Source organism: Acinetobacter sp. FDAARGOS_724 (assembly GCF_013364475.1).
Classification (GTDB): Bacteria; Pseudomonadota; Gammaproteobacteria; order Pseudomonadales; family Moraxellaceae; genus Acinetobacter; species Acinetobacter variabilis.
The window spans coordinates 2,146,994-2,161,437 of sequence record NZ_CP054908.1; the positions used below are offsets into that span (position 1 = coordinate 2,146,994).

16 protein-coding genes and 1 pseudogene are annotated in these 14,444 nt (G+C 39.5%); 9 read left to right on the forward strand and 8 right to left on the reverse strand.

Features of this window, described 5'->3' with window-relative positions:
• Positions 1–18 precede the first annotated feature (18 nt).
• The 3 genes from clpS to FOC32_RS11465 all read left to right on the forward strand — a co-directional run bounded on the left by clpS (position 19) and on the right by FOC32_RS11465 (position 3,179).
• Positions 19–432 (forward strand): ATP-dependent Clp protease adapter ClpS, encoded by a 414-nt coding sequence (gene clpS, locus FOC32_RS11455; protein ID WP_175967516.1) that lies wholly within the window; start codon positions 19–21, stop codon positions 430–432.
• 9 nt (positions 433–441) lie between these two features.
• A complete protein-coding gene (clpA, locus tag FOC32_RS11460; RefSeq protein ID WP_175967518.1) occupies positions 442–2,718 on the forward strand; it encodes an ATP-dependent Clp protease ATP-binding subunit ClpA in 2,277 nt (758 codons plus the stop codon).
• Positions 2,719–2,825: 107 nt separating this feature from the next.
• Positions 2,826–3,179, forward strand: a complete 354-nt coding sequence (locus tag FOC32_RS11465; RefSeq protein WP_175967520.1) for a YnfA family protein — start codon at positions 2,826–2,828, stop codon at positions 3,177–3,179.
• 81 nt (positions 3,180–3,260) lie between these two features.
• Here the strand turns inward: FOC32_RS11465 and FOC32_RS11470 are convergent, their stop codons facing one another.
• The 3 genes from FOC32_RS11470 to FOC32_RS11480 form a co-directional block, all read right to left on the reverse strand.
• Positions 3,261–3,734 carry a hypothetical protein gene (locus FOC32_RS11470; RefSeq protein WP_175967522.1) on the reverse strand — a complete coding sequence of 158 codons (474 nt, stop codon included), beginning with the start codon at positions 3,732–3,734 and terminating at the stop codon, positions 3,261–3,263.
• Positions 3,735–3,836: 102 nt separating this feature from the next.
• Positions 3,837–4,757, reverse strand: a complete 921-nt coding sequence (argF, locus tag FOC32_RS11475) for an ornithine carbamoyltransferase (protein ID WP_175967524.1) — start codon at positions 4,755–4,757, stop codon at positions 3,837–3,839.
• 114 nt (positions 4,758–4,871) lie between these two features.
• On the reverse strand, positions 4,872–5,522 hold the full coding sequence (locus FOC32_RS11480; protein WP_034702501.1) for a TetR/AcrR family transcriptional regulator: 651 nt from the start codon (positions 5,520–5,522) through the stop codon (positions 4,872–4,874).
• Positions 5,523–5,751: 229 nt separating this feature from the next.
• On the opposite strand from FOC32_RS11480, the gene prpB reads away from it, so the two are divergent.
• Together prpB and prpC are read left to right on the forward strand one after the other, a co-directional pair.
• Positions 5,752–6,636 carry a methylisocitrate lyase gene (gene prpB, locus FOC32_RS11485; protein ID WP_175967526.1) on the forward strand — a complete coding sequence of 295 codons (885 nt, stop codon included), beginning with the start codon at positions 5,752–5,754 and terminating at the stop codon, positions 6,634–6,636.
• Between the two features lie 4 nt (positions 6,637–6,640).
• The gene (gene prpC, locus FOC32_RS11490) at positions 6,641–7,780 is read left to right on the forward strand and encodes a bifunctional 2-methylcitrate synthase/citrate synthase (RefSeq protein WP_175967528.1); all 1,140 of its coding nucleotides are present in this window, start codon (positions 6,641–6,643) and stop codon (positions 7,778–7,780) included.
• A gap of 77 nt (positions 7,781–7,857) precedes the next feature.
• Here prpC and FOC32_RS11495 read toward each other — a convergent pair whose 3' ends face one another.
• Both FOC32_RS11495 and FOC32_RS11500 read right to left on the reverse strand, forming a co-directional pair.
• On the reverse strand, positions 7,858–8,472 hold the full coding sequence (locus FOC32_RS11495; protein WP_034702494.1) for a hypothetical protein: 615 nt from the start codon (positions 8,470–8,472) through the stop codon (positions 7,858–7,860).
• A 108-nt stretch (positions 8,473–8,580) separates the two neighbouring features.
• Positions 8,581–9,054 (reverse strand): CinA family protein, encoded by a 474-nt coding sequence (locus tag FOC32_RS11500; RefSeq protein WP_034702490.1) that lies wholly within the window; start codon positions 9,052–9,054, stop codon positions 8,581–8,583.
• Between the two features lie 254 nt (positions 9,055–9,308).
• Here FOC32_RS11500 and FOC32_RS11505 point away from each other — a divergent pair, with 254 nt between their 5' ends.
• Entirely contained in the window at positions 9,309–9,539 is a 231-nt protein-coding gene (locus FOC32_RS11505) for a hypothetical protein (protein ID WP_034702487.1), read from the forward strand.
• A gap of 118 nt (positions 9,540–9,657) precedes the next feature.
• On the opposite strand, the gene FOC32_RS11510 is transcribed toward FOC32_RS11505, so the two are convergent.
• Together FOC32_RS11510 and FOC32_RS17195 are read right to left on the reverse strand one after the other, a co-directional pair.
• Positions 9,658–10,137 (reverse strand): transposase family protein, encoded by a 480-nt coding sequence (locus FOC32_RS11510; RefSeq protein WP_316251628.1) that lies wholly within the window; start codon positions 10,135–10,137, stop codon positions 9,658–9,660.
• A 72-nt stretch (positions 10,138–10,209) separates the two neighbouring features.
• A pseudogene (locus tag FOC32_RS17195) lies at positions 10,210–10,284 on the reverse strand (hypothetical protein); the annotation flags it as partial.
• Positions 10,285–10,750: 466 nt separating this feature from the next.
• On the opposite strand from FOC32_RS17195, the gene FOC32_RS11515 reads away from it, so the two are divergent.
• Positions 10,751–11,131, forward strand: coding sequence for a hypothetical protein (locus FOC32_RS11515; RefSeq protein ID WP_175967530.1), 381 nt, complete (start codon positions 10,751–10,753; stop codon positions 11,129–11,131).
• Between the two features lie 90 nt (positions 11,132–11,221).
• On the opposite strand, the gene FOC32_RS11520 is transcribed toward FOC32_RS11515, so the two are convergent.
• Positions 11,222–12,190, reverse strand: coding sequence for an IS30 family transposase (locus tag FOC32_RS11520; RefSeq protein ID WP_014538385.1), 969 nt, complete (start codon positions 12,188–12,190; stop codon positions 11,222–11,224).
• Positions 12,191–12,511: 321 nt separating this feature from the next.
• Between FOC32_RS11520 and FOC32_RS11525 the strand changes: the two genes are divergently transcribed.
• Positions 12,512–13,444 carry an IS5 family transposase gene (locus FOC32_RS11525; RefSeq protein ID WP_175966329.1) on the forward strand — a complete coding sequence of 311 codons (933 nt, stop codon included), beginning with the start codon at positions 12,512–12,514 and terminating at the stop codon, positions 13,442–13,444.
• A gap of 749 nt (positions 13,445–14,193) precedes the next feature.
• Positions 14,194–14,436, forward strand: a complete 243-nt coding sequence (locus FOC32_RS11530) for a hypothetical protein (RefSeq protein WP_034705379.1) — start codon at positions 14,194–14,196, stop codon at positions 14,434–14,436.
• Positions 14,437–14,444: the final 8 nt, after the last annotated feature.

Sequence of the window (14,444 nt, forward strand, 5' to 3'; positions counted from 1 at the left end):
GTGTGAAATAGAAATCGTATGCCAAGCAATAAACGTCCAAAATGTTTAAGTGAGATCAAAAATTCTTTTTACGAGTCCGGCATGGTTGATTGGCATATTAGCCCGCGTTTAACAGACGAGCCTTTTCACGATGATGAGGCTGATCTTGCAGTCCAGACTGCACCTCCTGAACTGAAGCGCCCACCGATGTATGCAGTGGTGTTATTGAATGACGACTATACTCCAATGGAGTTTGTAATTGAAATTTTACAACAATACTTTGCAATGAATCTTGACCAAGCTACACAAGTGATGCTAACTGTACATTATGAAGGAAAAGGTGTAGCTGGGGTCTATCCTCGAGACATTGCGGAAACCAAAGCGAACCAAGTCAATAATTACGCTCGATCTCAAGGTCATCCTTTACTTTGCCAGATTGAGCCGAAAGATTAAGGGGGTTGCATGCTCAGTCGTCAATTAGAAGTATCACTACGTTTGGCTGTCAGCATGGCTCGTCAAAAGAGACATGAGTTCCTGACCGTAGAACATTTATTATTAGCTTTACTCGACAATGATTCTGCCGTGAATGCCTTAAAAGCATGTGGTGCAGATATTATCGTTTTGCGTAAAGAATTAGAAGAGTACGTAGAACAACATACCCCTAAACTCGGTGAAAATAGTGATCAGGCACCTCATCCTACAGAAAGTTTTGACCGGATTTTGCAACGTGCAATTTTCCATGTTCAATCCAGTGGCGGTGATCGTACTGTAGAAGGCGCCGATATTCTGGTTGCGATGTATTCTGAGCGTGATTCTTTTGCGGTTTATCTGCTTAAACGTCATCAGATTAACCGTCTGACTTTAACCCAGTATCTTTCTCATGGTACACGTAAAGACGAAGTGCAGTCTGAAGAAGAAATTGAAGAGCTAGATGGTGAATCGGCTTCTTCCAATAACTCTGGCCCACTAGAGCTGTATACGACCAATTTGAATCTGGAAGCTCAACGCGGCAAGACAGATCCATTGATTGGCCGTGAGAAAGAAATTGAGCGGGCAGCACAAATTCTTTGCCGCCGTCGCAAAAACAACCCATTGCTGGTCGGTGATCCAGGTGTAGGTAAAACTTCAATTGCTGAAGGTCTGGCTTGGTTAATTGTGAATGGCAAGGCACCTAAGCCACTGGAAAATGCTGAAATCTATAGCCTAGACATCGGTGCGCTGGTGGCAGGAACTAAATACCGTGGTGATTTCGAAAAGCGTTTAAAACAACTATTGAATGCCTTGAAGAAAAAAACGGATGCAGTACTGTTCATTGATGAAATTCATATGATCATCGGTGCAGGTTCAAGCATGGGCAGCACCATGGATGCATCGAATCTGATTAAGCCTGCATTGGCAAATGGTTCATTGCGTTGCATCGGTTCAACCACATTCCAGGAATACCGTCAGGTCTTTGAAAAAGATCATGCCTTGTCACGTCGGTTCCAAAAAATAGATGTGAATGAGCCTTCGATTACAGAAACAATTGATATCTTGCGTGGCCTGAAATCTAAATTTGAAGATTTCCACCATGTACAGTATGACGATCAGGCACTGGTTTCTGCGGTTGAGCTGTCAGCGAAATTTATTAATGACCGTTTCTTGCCAGATAAAGCGATTGACGTGATTGATGAAGCCGGTGCACAACGCCGTTTGAAAGCTGAGCAAGACGACAGCCTGATTACGGTTGAAAATATCGAAGACATTGTGTCCAAGATTGCTCGTATTCCACCGAAAACAGTTTCTAAAGATGACAAGTCTGTACTGGAGAACCTTGAGCGTGATCTGAAACGTGTAGTCTTCGGCCAGGATGAAGCAATTGAAGCTTTGGCTTCTGCGATCAAACTGTCACGTGCGGGTCTGAAATCGCCTGATAAGCCAGTGGGTAGCTTTGTATTCGCAGGTCCAACGGGTGTAGGTAAAACTGAAGTCACCAAGCAATTGGCGAAAATTCTGGGTGTAGAGCTGGTACGTTTTGACATGTCCGAATACATGGAACGTCACGCAGTCTCTCGTCTGATCGGTGCGCCTCCAGGTTATGTCGGTTTTGACCAAGGCGGTTTACTGACCGATGCGATTCACAAAAATCCGCATTGTGTATTACTTCTAGATGAGATCGAAAAAGCGCATCCGGATGTATTTAATCTGTTATTACAAATCATGGATCATGGTTCCTTAACGGATAATAATGGTCGTAAGTCCGATTTCCGTAATGTGGTACTGGTTCTAACGACTAATATTGGTGCGGAAAGTATTTCCCGCGTCAGCATTGGTTTCATGGAACAGGACAACAGTAATGATAATCAGGAAGCGATGAAGAAAGCCTTCTCGCCAGAATTCCGTAACCGTTTGGACGGTGTAATTCAGTTTAAGGCATTGCCGAATACCATTATTGAAAATGTCGTGGATAAATTCCTGACTGAACTTCAGGCACAACTGGATGAGAAGAAAGTGGTGCTGGAGGTGGATCAAAGCGCACGCGAATGGATGGCTGAAAATGGCTATGACCGTTTGATGGGTGCTCGACCAATGCAGCGTCTAATCCAGGAACATCTGAAAAAACCACTGGCTGAAATGATCCTGTTTGGTGAACTGGCTGAAAATGGTGGTAACGTTTCAGTTTCTGTGAAGAAAGAAAATGGTAAATCTGTCGGTCTGAAACTTGAAGTCTTCGAAGATCAGACTGCTGAACCAGCTTAATCATTGAATAGATCATCATCAGACCCGTGTTCGCACGGGTTTTGTTGTTTTATTTGCTCTTAATTTATGTACTCTTGGTTTAAAGAGTTTCTGATTTAGCGAAATATATGGATATCCAGATTAGCAAGCTTTTAACTACGTTTTTTCTATTTTTATTAACAGCATTGATGGAAATTTTGGGCTGTTATTTTCCTTACCTGATTTTAAATCAGGCGAAGAGCCAGTGGTTATGGGTTCCGACGGCATTAGCTTTAGCTGCTTTTGTCTGGCTTTTGACTTTGCATCCGGCGGCTTCTGGACGTATTTATGCTGCCTATGGAGGAATCTATATTTTCTCAGCATTGATGTGGCTGAGATTCGTTGATCAGATCAGCCTTTCACGTTGGGATCTGCTTGGGGGAATCGTGGTCATTCTAGGTGCATTAATTATTATTTTACAGCCACAAGGTTTGATCCGTTGACCATCTGTTTATATTTACCAAAATAGAATTTATCAAAATATAAAAGGCAGCTAAAGCTGCCTTTATTGATTTTAGACAAGATTATTTTACATTACAGTCTTTCTGGGAGAGATCTACATTATAAGTATGCGTTTGGGAACTGAGACTAAGTTCGATTTTATAAGGATTGACGATCTGATAGCGATGTTCAAAAAAGATCTGGCAGTTATTTAAAAGATTATTACGAATCACCTTAAGGACTTCTTTACGGCCTAGGTCCTTCTCAAACTGACTAAAGTCGGGTGTCGTGATCATGCCTTTAAGTGTGGTTTTATTGGCAGTAAGTTGTAACTGCTCTATGATCGTATTCTGATCGATCTGTAGCGGCAAAGTCTTGGAATCTTCCGCACTCAGCACGGCAAGCAGTTCGTTCAATTCAGCTTTTTTCTCAATTTTAAACTTGCTGTCCAGAATGCCTTTTCCTTGGAGATATTGGTCGAATTCAGAAGCATACACCGGTAAAGCAGCACTACTAAAACCTGCCAGGAGTGCCAAAGCCCAATATTTTTTTTGCATTGTATCGCATCACTTTTTATGTCGTTTCAATTCTGATTATAAGAGCTGAAACAAAAAAAGCACCAGAGATTGGTGCTTAATTTGTGAAGATTTTTGAAGAAATCAGTCTTTTTTCAGGTTTTCATTCAACAGAAATTCAACCAGTGCTTTTTGTGCATGAAGGCGGTTTTCTGCTTCATCCCAAACCACAGCATTTTTGTGGTCCAGCATATTTTCAGAAATTTCTTCACCACGATGCGCAGGTAAGCAATGCATGAACAGGCAGTCTGGGTGTGCAAGATCCATTAGGCGTTCATTCACCTGATAGTCCGCAAAAGCTTTTTCACGGATTTTCTGTTCTTCTTCCTGGCCCATACTTGCCCAAACGTCAGTGACGATCAGGTCAGCATTGACTGCTGCATCTTCAGCAGTATCGACCAGTTCTACACAGTGTGCGAATTCAGACAGGAACTGTTCTTGAGGCTCATAGCCTTTCGGTGCTGCAACTTTTAGCTTGAAGCCCCACATGTGCGCTGCTTCGATATAAGAGTTACACATATTATTGCCATCGCCGATCCAGGCAACAGTTTTACATTCGATCGAACCGCGATGTTCCAGATAAGTCTGCATGTCAGCAAGTAACTGGCAAGGGTGATGATCATCAGTCAAAGCGTTGATCACTGGAACTTTTGAATAAGAAGCAAAACGTTCTACGATATCGTGACCGAAAGTGCGGATCATCACAATATCCAGCATGCTGGAAATCACACGTGCAGAATCTTCAATTGGCTCACCGCGACCCAGTTGGGTATCGCGTGAAGACAGGAAAATTGCGCTACCACCAAATTGGCTCATGCCAGCTTCAAACGAAACACGCGTACGGGTACTCGATTTTTCAAAAATCATGCCCATCACTTTACCAACAAATGGTTGGAACACTTCATTGTTATGCTGTTTGCGCTTAAGCTCAATTGCGCGTTGCAAAATCTGGTTAAGTTCTAAAGTTGATAAATCGCGTAAGGTGAGAAAGTGACGGAGAGCCATTCGTTACTCCACAATAATTGCCGAAAAACTCGATCAACAATCAGTTGTTGGTTAGTTTAAGAAAAAAATACGGAATCGGCTAATATACTATAAGCAATGAAAAATGCAAAAAAACTAGACTTTTTGATGACCGTCTAAAAATCGATCCACACAATAACTGATGTATTTGTCGATTTCCTGATCATCTTCCTGTACCGGAATTCCCATCAGAATCCGCCATTCCAGATTACGCAAGATGCCAAAATATAGCTGCGCCGAATATTGCGGATTCTCGCAATGCAATAAACCTTGCGCATCTGCTTGTTCTAAAGCCGTGGCAATCGCACTTTGTACATGTACTGGGCCTCGTTCATGAATATGCTGCGCGAGTTCCGGATTACGCTGACTCTGTTCCAGCACCAGACGCATAAAGGCTGAATTTTCCGGTTGCATGATCTGATGATAAAAATTAAGCAGCGTATGTACCAGATAACTACGAAAATCCAGAGCCATCAGCTCGATCGGAATACTGATATCTTCAAAAAACTTGATACGACGATAATCGCAAATGGCTTTAAACAAGCCTTCTTTGTTGCCAAAGTACTTGTAAATAGAAGCCTTGGAACCGCCTGCATGCTGGACAATATCATCTAGAGAAACTGCATCATAACCATGTTCCAGAAACAGTTCGGTCGCAGAGACCAGCAGCGCAACGCAGCGCTCATGACCACGTTTGGTTTGTGGCAGATCTTTGGCGAGTGGTTCCAGATGAACAAGGTTTTGCATAGAGGATGGTATATCAACAGGTTATATAAACTTGGTAGTTCATCATAACAAATATATCCGCAGATTTCACAATCGGACCGGATGAAGACGGAATTTATCCAGTGAATCAAGTAAAACTTAAAAGTTTGACTAAAGTTTTAGAGTTTTTATTCTAGTGTCTTATAGCATCATGGTTCCAAATCGGTATACTCAAATCTCAATAATTATAGCCAAGACTGTGGAAGGGAAGATGACAGAACAAATGTCTGCAGGTTTAAAGTTTAGACAAGCGCTTGAAGTCGAAAAACCATTACAAATCATGGGCACAGTGAATGCCTATGCTGCCATGATGGCCAAACAGGTCGGTTATAAAGCCATTTATCTCTCTGGTGCCGGTGTTGCCAACTATTCTTACGGTCTACCTGATCTAGGCATGACCAGCCTGGATAATGTTCTGAAAGACGTGCGTCGCATTACTGAACGTGTAGATACACCCTTGCTGGTTGATATTGATACAGGCTGGGGCGGTGCATTTAATATCGCGCGCAGTATTAAGCAGATGATTGCTGCTGGCGCTGCAGCTGTACATATCGAAGATCAGGTTGCACAAAAGCGTTGTGGTCATCGTCCGAATAAGGAAATTGTGACCCAACAGGAAATGGTTGACCGGATCAAGGCGGCAGTCGATGCCAAAACCGATTCAAACTTTGTAGTGATGGCACGTACCGATGCACTTCAGAAAGAAGGTTTGCAGGCAGTGATTGACCGCGCTTGTGCCTGTGTCGAAGCAGGTGCAGATGCCATTTTTGCTGAAGCGATGACAGACATTACCATGTATCGTACTGTATGCGATGCAGTTGGTGTACCGGTTTTGGCCAATATTACGGAATTTGGTGACACACCATATTACACCACTGAAGAACTGGCTGAGCAGGGTATTCGCATGGTACTTTACCCGCTATCAGCTACACGTGCGATGCAAAAGGCGGCACTGGAAGTGATGCGCTCAGTGCGTGAAAATGGTACACAGGTGCATGTACTGGATAAAATGCAACCGCGTAAAGAATTATACGAATTTTTAGATTATCACAGCTTTGAAAACACATTAGATAAACTGTTCAAGCAGGAGAATTAAAACAATGGCTGAAGGAAAAGTACTCACTGGCGCAGGATTGCGCGGACAAGTTGCAGGAAAAACTGCACTTTCAACAGTAGGCAAAAGTGGTGCAGGCCTGACCTATCGCGGCTATGACGTACAGGATCTGGCAGAAAACTGTCAGTTTGAAGAAGTCGCTTACCTGATTTTCTTTGGTGAATTACCAACTTCAGAACAGTTGGCTGCCTATAAAGCAAAACTGAAATCTTTGCGTGTACTACCACAAGCCCTGAAAGAAGTACTTGAGCGTATTCCTGCTGATTCACATCCAATGGATGTGATGCGTACTGGCGTATCGATGCTGGGCAACCTTGAGACTGAACAGTCTTTTGATCAGCAACAGGATGTCGCAGACCGTATTTTGGCGACGTTGCCAGCAATTATCTGCTACTGGTATCGCTATAGCCATGACGGCGTACGCATTGATGAAAATACCGATGATGATTCAATCGGTGCACAATTCCTGCATCTGTTGCATGGCAAGAAGCCAAATCAGCTGCATGAGCAGGTGATGAATGTCTCCTTGATCCTGTACGCAGAGCATGAATTTAATGCTTCAACCTTCACAGCGCGTGTTTGTGCATCCACTTTGTCTGACCTGCATTCATGTATTACCGGTGCAATTGGTTCACTACGTGGCCCATTACACGGTGGTGCCAATGAAGCGGCAATGGGCATGATTGAAAACTGGAAATCTCCAGAAGAAGCCGAGCGCGAAATGCTGGGAATGCTGGAGCGCAAAGAAAAGATCATGGGCTTTGGTCATGCGATCTATAAAGACAATGATCCGCGTAATGGCATTATCAAGCAGTGGTCTGAGAAACTGGCAAAAGATGTGGGTGATACTGTGCTCTATCCAGTATCAGTACGTTGTGAAGAAGTGATGTGGCGCGAGAAAAAACTGTTCTGTAACGCAGACTTTTTCCATGCTTCTGCTTATCACTTTATGGGTATTCCAACCAAACTGTTTACGCCAATCTTTGTGATGTCACGCGTCACAGGTTGGGCGGCGCATGTGATGGAACAACGTGCAGATAACCGGATTATCCGTCCGAGCGCGGATTATACCGGTCCAGAATTACGTAAAGTGGTTCCAATTGCTGAACGCACTTCTGCTGCGTAAGCCAGAGATATTCTAAATATAAAAAATAAGGTCTCCACGAGACCTTATTTTTTTTCTGATTATTTATTGACGTTGGTTTAACGACTTAATAATGCTGGATCTTCAATATGATAACCGGTTTCGAATGGGAGGCCTAAGTATTTTACCGTCACCAGTATTTTATTCTGTTTCGGTACTTTATAAGTCTGGTTTAATCTTAAATCTGCTTTATAGCTGACTGCTTGTTGAACAGGACTTTTATACTGGCCAGATTGCACTCGATATTGATAAGTCCATTTTGGGACTTTCTGTTTAGGGTCATGCCATGCAGGGGCGGTACCTTTGCTGGTCTTTAATAGCTTAAGCTGGATGGCTTGCTTTCTCAGTGGTACCAGCGGAATTAGTCGCTTTTTAATTTTGGCAATTTCCTGGTTAAACTTACGGCTGTCCTGATCGTAGTCAATCTGCTTGGTTTTTGGATTGATATACAGGGAGTTCACCTGAATTAACTGATTTGGAGTTTTGGATTTAAAATTATAATAATACAGTTGAGGTAGGCGTCCGCGACCATCGAGATAATGCCGCAACAGATAAAGTTTCTGGTCTTTGACTTCATAACCCAAAACTTCAATATTCTGTGGGCCACCAACAGTGGCGAAAGCGGATACAGGAATACCAAGGGCGAGCAAAAGGGCTGCAATTCTTATTTTCATCACTGATCAGGCCTCATTAAAAAAACGTGCTTTTATAGAAATAATTTAACTATAAATACAGTAGAAATAATGAAGTTTGATCAGCACTCAATATAAACAGTTTTAGCTTTAGGTGTTGAGTAGATTAATCATGTCATGTGCGATGACGGCTGCCAGTTTATTGAGACGTTCCTGTGGAGTACCTTTAATATAATACTGGAACTGGTGAGTCTGAAGACCATCATAAACAGCGGCAAAGAAAGTACCTTCCGGCTTATCTGGGGTCGCGCTACCGCCTGGTTTAAGCAAGCCTGTACAAGCAATAATCCAGTCAGCTTCCTGAAACATTTTTTTGCCTGCCTCAGCCAGAGCAACCGTTACAGGCATGGATTCAGCTGAATGGGTACTAATCAGATTCGGAGAAATTCCCAAGACATTAATCTTCACAGACGGATCGTAGCACACTAGACCACCCAACAAGATTTCAGCACCTTCATTTTTGCAAATTGAAAACTGACTGGTTAAATAGCCAGAACTTGCACTTTCAATAAAAGCAATCTTGATGTTTCTTTGTTCCAGCAGGCCACAACATGTTTTAATCATAATGTCTATTTTGTCTTAGAAGGTAATCTTTATTCCAATGTAGTCCCATTTTGCTTTTGTATCAACTGTGAGATTATTTCTTTATTATGATGAAAGGTAAAATATTTTTGTAATTTTAGTATTCCAAACGTAAGTTTGGCAGTTGTTGAACTGATTGCTTAATGCTTGGACAATATTTGAAATTAATGGTTTTAACTTGCTCTGATCAGTGGTAAAAATAAAAATAAAGTGCGTAAGGAAAGTAGGTTGTAAGAATGAAAACCACAGTAAAGTATTCCGTATTAAAAAGTCTAGATTATCAACTGGGTACTCCTTTATTTCAGGAAGAAATTGAGGCAGATGGTCAATATTTTGATCAGATCCCAAGCATCATTCACTACCAGAATTTAAAGTTTAAAGTTAAAAGCAAAGAATTAAAGCGTTTATATCTAGCCGAAGAGCAAGAAGAAAGCCAAACCATTATTGTAAAAGTGGTCGCAATCTAAAAATAACTTATTAAAAATAAGCCTCTTAAAATAAGAGGCTTATTTATTGGATAAAGGTCGTTAAAATAAAATTTGATTAGATTTAATAAAAAATTTAATAATAGGCTTCTTTCATAAATCACTTTTTACACAGTTCTAAATTGTAGATTCCAGCGATTAAATTGAATCTCAAACCAAGTCTTTTCCCTCTGTTTCTATAACGTTCTGCAAGGATTTTGAAAGTTTTCAAACTGCCAAATACATGCTCAATGCCAATTTTTCTTTTATTGATTTCCTGATTATAAATCTTTAGTTCGGGATCTAGTTTGCAATGCTTCTTTGCTTTTAGAGGCAATAGGCTATTTGAATATACTGCATAAATCCCTTGATAACCCTTGTCTGCAAGGATAAATGCCTCGAAGAGAATTTGATTCAAGTTCCTTTTAAAGAGTTCAAAATCATGTACAGCACCACAACTGGTGCATAAACTCAGAATTTGCTGAGTTCTATAATGAATGATGGCCTGTACTTTGAAAGTATGTACCTTCTTCTTGCCACTATAGCTTCTCTTCTGTTTTTTAGGTCTTTGTATTGGAATTTCTGTAGCATCTACAATCACAACATTCCAGTCTATGCCTTCACCTTCAGGCAAATTCTTCGGTAAATTAAATAAATTAGACTGGATCAGGCAGTCCTCTACATGACGGACAATTCTTGAAGCAGTTGGCTCTGCCACACCATAACTTGTTGCGACATGGAACAATGTTCGATATTTACGCTAGTAACTTAAACACAGAAGGATTTGATCTTCTATACTTAATTTGGACGGTCTGCCTTTAGCAGGGATATGCATTTTAAGTTGTTTAACCATTAAATCAAAGGTTGACCATGAGATGCCTGTATATCGCTTGAACTGTGTTTCAGAACACTTCTTTGAATCGGTATATTTCATTCGCAGATTATGCATGATTATTTAAAATTGTTTGGTACAAATAATAAGCAAAATATTGATCGTTTTTTGATTTATGAAAAAAGATCTAATGTCAGAAAGTGATATGAAAGAAACTCAAGGCGGTATAACTGGACCATATGTGTGTGCGGAATGTGGTGGTAGACATGGTGGTATCTACTCACCAAATTACTGTCAATATTATTACATTAAGCTACAATAGTAATTTAACAAAGATAGGAGTTTAAATCTTACTCCTATCTTTTATTCTAGAGACAAATATATGACTACTAATCCTAAAATTGGACCACACGAAGAAATAGAACTTGAGTTAATGAGAGTAAATCAAAAAAAAATTGCATTATTTGATTTTTTTCCAGAAGAATTCAGAGAACCTTGTGAGAATGGTGAGATAAATTTAATTTTTAGTAAGATTAAATCTAGACTGAAAGACTTAGAGATTGATGTATATATTTTTTATATACATAATGAAAAAGATAATGCTTATAGATTATTAGACTTAATTAATAAACAATTAAATATCGAAAAAATAAATATTGATTTAGAACGAGAAATTGGGCATATTTTAGGCTATGAAGAAAAAGATATTGATTTTTATATTGATAAAATTCAAAATTCAAAATTCAAAATAAGTAAATTATGAAAAAATCGTATATTAACTCTTATTCCCATTAATACTATTGCACAACCATTTATATCGTTAGATGATGAGTTTAATAAAACAGGGGCGAATTCAAACATGAGGTGCGACAGTTTGAAAAGTCTTATGATAATCAACAAGCTGAGCAAATTTCTCTAATGGTGTAAGCCAATCTAACGCTTTTCTAGGACGAGTATTCAGTGACATGGCAACTTGATTTAAATAATGCTGATCTGCCTGATTTAAATCAATCCCTTTAGGTAAATATTGCCTAATTAAACCATTCATATTTTCGCATGTGCCTTTTTGCCAGGGTGAATGTGGGTCACAGAAATATACATCTATGCCTAAATCTTCTTCAAGTATTTTATGTTCTGCCATCTCGCGTCCACGGTCATAGGTCAACGTTTTACGCAGTTCTGCAGGTAAATATTTCAGAGCTTCAGTTAAAGCCTTGCGCACTGATTCTGCCTTTGCATCAGGTAATGTTGCCAAGATACAGAGCCGTGTATTTCGTTCAATAAGTGTTGCTATCGAACTTTTATTGTCTTTACCTTTAATTAAATCAGCTTCCCAATGACCCGGTATTTTTCTTTCTTGAACTTCGGCTGGGCGCTCATGAATAGTTTTAATATCCTGTAATATAGAATCTTTTTTAGGTTCACCGTTAGCTTTTCGCTTTTTATTTTCATGACGCAGACAGGATAATAAGTCTTTTTTCAACTCACCCTTTGGTAATGCGCGTATCGTTGAATAAATCGTTGTATGGCTTACATTCATTGTTTGATCCAAATCAGGAAATGTCTTTAAACGCTTTGCTATTTGCTGAGGAGACCATAAACAACGGATCGCTTCAACAATAAATTTCCAGAGGATTGAATCGATTTTGAGTTTTCTGTGACCACGTCTACGTCTAGCGAAGGTGTTATCAGAAGCATATCGAGCTTGATAAACGTCATTGATGCTATTTCTTTTAAGCTCACGATAGATCGTACTAGGATGTCTTTTAATGAGTTCAGCAAATTTTCTGGCTGAAAAGCCTTCTTTTCTTGACTCAAGCATTAATGCAGTACGATCTTCAAAGTTAAGATGATGGTATGACAATTTTATATACTCCATAAACCCTTTAAATTAATTAGGTGGTTTATGTCGCACTTCAAGTTTTACTCTGCCAGGTAAAGCCTCAACCTCCATTTACTCTTCACTTTTCATAGATAATTCATCAGATTTTTTATTCCGAAATCCTGGTTACCAATTAAAAAATAATGAAAAAACCACTCAAAACTATAATTCTTTTAATATTACCCCATCTATTAATTACAACTTATAGGCTTTGTTGCACAAACCTATCTGTAAAGGCTTTTTCAGCGATATAATTTTCAAATGAAGAAGCTTACACCTAAAATTTATCGTACAACCAATTGGCCCGCATATAACCGAGCACTCATGAGTCGCGGAAATATTGCCATTTGGTTTGATCTTGCTACGCAATGGTATGCGCCATCAAAAGGCAAACAAGGGCGAAATCAAACCTACTCCGACGCAGCCATCCAATGCTGCTTAATGATTAAATCCTTATTTCGTCTGTCTTTACGTATGGTTACTGGCTTTGTGCAAAGTCTGATTAAACTTTGCGGATTAAATTGGATAGCTCCAGATTACACCACGCTTTGTAGAAGACAAAAGCATATTGATATTGCAATCAGCTACCAAAAAAGTAGCGATGGGCTGCATCTACTCATGGACTCTACAGGCATGAAGTTTCTAGGTGAGGGCGAATGGAAACGCAAGAAACATGGACCTGAATATCGTCGCCAATGGCGTAAACTACATATTGGTATAGATGCCAAAACCCTGCAAATACGAGCAGTTCAGCTTACAACCAATAATGTCAGTGATTCACAGGTGCTTGGTGATCTACTTAATCAGATTCCACAAGATGAGCGGATTGACTCTGTTTATACCGATGGAGCTTATGACACCAAGCAATGCCGTCAGGTCATTGCAGATCGGCAAGCGCATGCGGTGATTCCACCTAGAAAAAATGCGAAACCATGGAAAGATACAAAGAGTAGCTCGCTAGAACGAAATGAATTACTTCGAACAGTCAAACGTTTAGGCAGGACACTATGGAAAAAATGGTCAGGCTATCATCGGCGAAGTTTGGTAGAAACCAAGATGCATTGCATTAAATTATTGGGCGATAAACTGAGTGCAAGGAGCTTTCAAAGCCAAGTCAATGAGATTCATACACGTGTGGCAGTCCTCAATAAATTCACTGAATTAGGTCGACCATTTACCCAAGTTACGCCTTAAATTTGGCTCAATTAGGGGCGCTTTGCATTTCAAATCTTTGTGCAACAAAGCCGAATCCAAGTAATAAAAAAGGCGACCTAAAGTCACCTTTTTTATTCAGAGAAAATTAGAAGCTATAACCTAGTCCGAATACTACTTTGTTCTTTTGTTTCACATCCATACGATCATAACCACCGATGATGTAATTGATGCTTGCAGTAACACCAGTATCTGCAAAAGGTTTAATAATTTTAAAAATATAAAGTCAAGGTAAATTGGCAACTGAAAAGGCCTAATTTGTGATTCTATGTAATATGGTCTGCTATTTGAAAATGGGTTTTTCTTTTTTTATATTTAATGATCTAATTTTTAAAAAATTAGGTTAAGCATGTATAAAAAATTATAATTTAAAATAATTAATAAAATTCAATATCTTTATAAATATAATTATATTTTATATAAGTATCAAAATGTATTTCTAGATTTTATTTTAAATTTAAGCGTATATACAGTTTTTTGATTAAGTTATGAATTTAATTGAAAAATAAAGTTTATTAAAGATAGAAAGCTTTCAATATGTGTTCATTCTATTATTAAAAGTAATTTATGTTTCTTATAAATCTAGACTTCAATTACTTAACTTACCTTTTTTTACATTGAATTAATATGTAACAGGTAATAACTTGGCGAATTTTTAAAAATAGGTAGAGTAAATATTAAGTCGAAACCTAATCATCGGCGATTTAAAGCAAATAGTAAGGAGTTACACCATGGCTAATAATCAACAGCAAAATCAGCAAGACCAACAGAACCAACAACAACAGCAACAGCAAGACCAACAACGTCAGCAAAACCAGAATCAAAATCAGCAACAGCCGAACCAGCAGCAGCAACAGCCGCAGGGACAGCAAAACCAACAGCGTCAGCAGGGCCAACAGGACCAGCAACGCAATCAGCAACAACAGCAACAGCCACAACAAGATAACCAGCAGCAAAATTTGCGTAATCAATAAGATTAGTC

Bases quoted from the DNA above. Each gene is read 5' to 3' on its own strand.
- clpS (WP_175967516.1), top strand. From the start codon at position 19: ATGCCAAGCAATAAACGTCCAAAATGTTTAAGTGAGATCAAAAATTCT.
- clpA (WP_175967518.1), top strand. From the start codon at position 442: ATGCTCAGTCGTCAATTAGAAGTATCACTACGTTTGGCTGTCAGCATG.
- FOC32_RS11465 (WP_175967520.1), top strand. From the start codon at position 2,826: ATGGATATCCAGATTAGCAAGCTTTTAACTACGTTTTTTCTATTTTTA.
- FOC32_RS11470 (WP_175967522.1), bottom strand. From the start codon at position 3,734: ATGCAAAAAAAATATTGGGCTTTGGCACTCCTGGCAGGTTTTAGTAGT.
- argF (WP_175967524.1), bottom strand. From the start codon at position 4,757: ATGGCTCTCCGTCACTTTCTCACCTTACGCGATTTATCAACTTTAGAA.
- FOC32_RS11480 (WP_034702501.1), bottom strand. From the start codon at position 5,522: ATGCAAAACCTTGTTCATCTGGAACCACTCGCCAAAGATCTGCCACAA.
- prpB (WP_175967526.1), top strand. From the start codon at position 5,752: ATGACAGAACAAATGTCTGCAGGTTTAAAGTTTAGACAAGCGCTTGAA.
- prpC (WP_175967528.1), top strand. From the start codon at position 6,641: ATGGCTGAAGGAAAAGTACTCACTGGCGCAGGATTGCGCGGACAAGTT.
- FOC32_RS11495 (WP_034702494.1), bottom strand. From the start codon at position 8,472: ATGAAAATAAGAATTGCAGCCCTTTTGCTCGCCCTTGGTATTCCTGTA.
- FOC32_RS11500 (WP_034702490.1), bottom strand. From the start codon at position 9,054: ATGATTAAAACATGTTGTGGCCTGCTGGAACAAAGAAACATCAAGATT.
- FOC32_RS11505 (WP_034702487.1), top strand. From the start codon at position 9,309: ATGAAAACCACAGTAAAGTATTCCGTATTAAAAAGTCTAGATTATCAA.
- FOC32_RS11515 (WP_175967530.1), top strand. From the start codon at position 10,751: ATGACTACTAATCCTAAAATTGGACCACACGAAGAAATAGAACTTGAG.
- FOC32_RS11520 (WP_014538385.1), bottom strand. From the start codon at position 12,190: ATGCTTGAGTCAAGAAAAGAAGGCTTTTCAGCCAGAAAATTTGCTGAA.
- FOC32_RS11525 (WP_175966329.1), top strand. From the start codon at position 12,512: ATGAAGAAGCTTACACCTAAAATTTATCGTACAACCAATTGGCCCGCA.
- FOC32_RS11530 (WP_034705379.1), top strand. From the start codon at position 14,194: ATGGCTAATAATCAACAGCAAAATCAGCAAGACCAACAGAACCAACAA.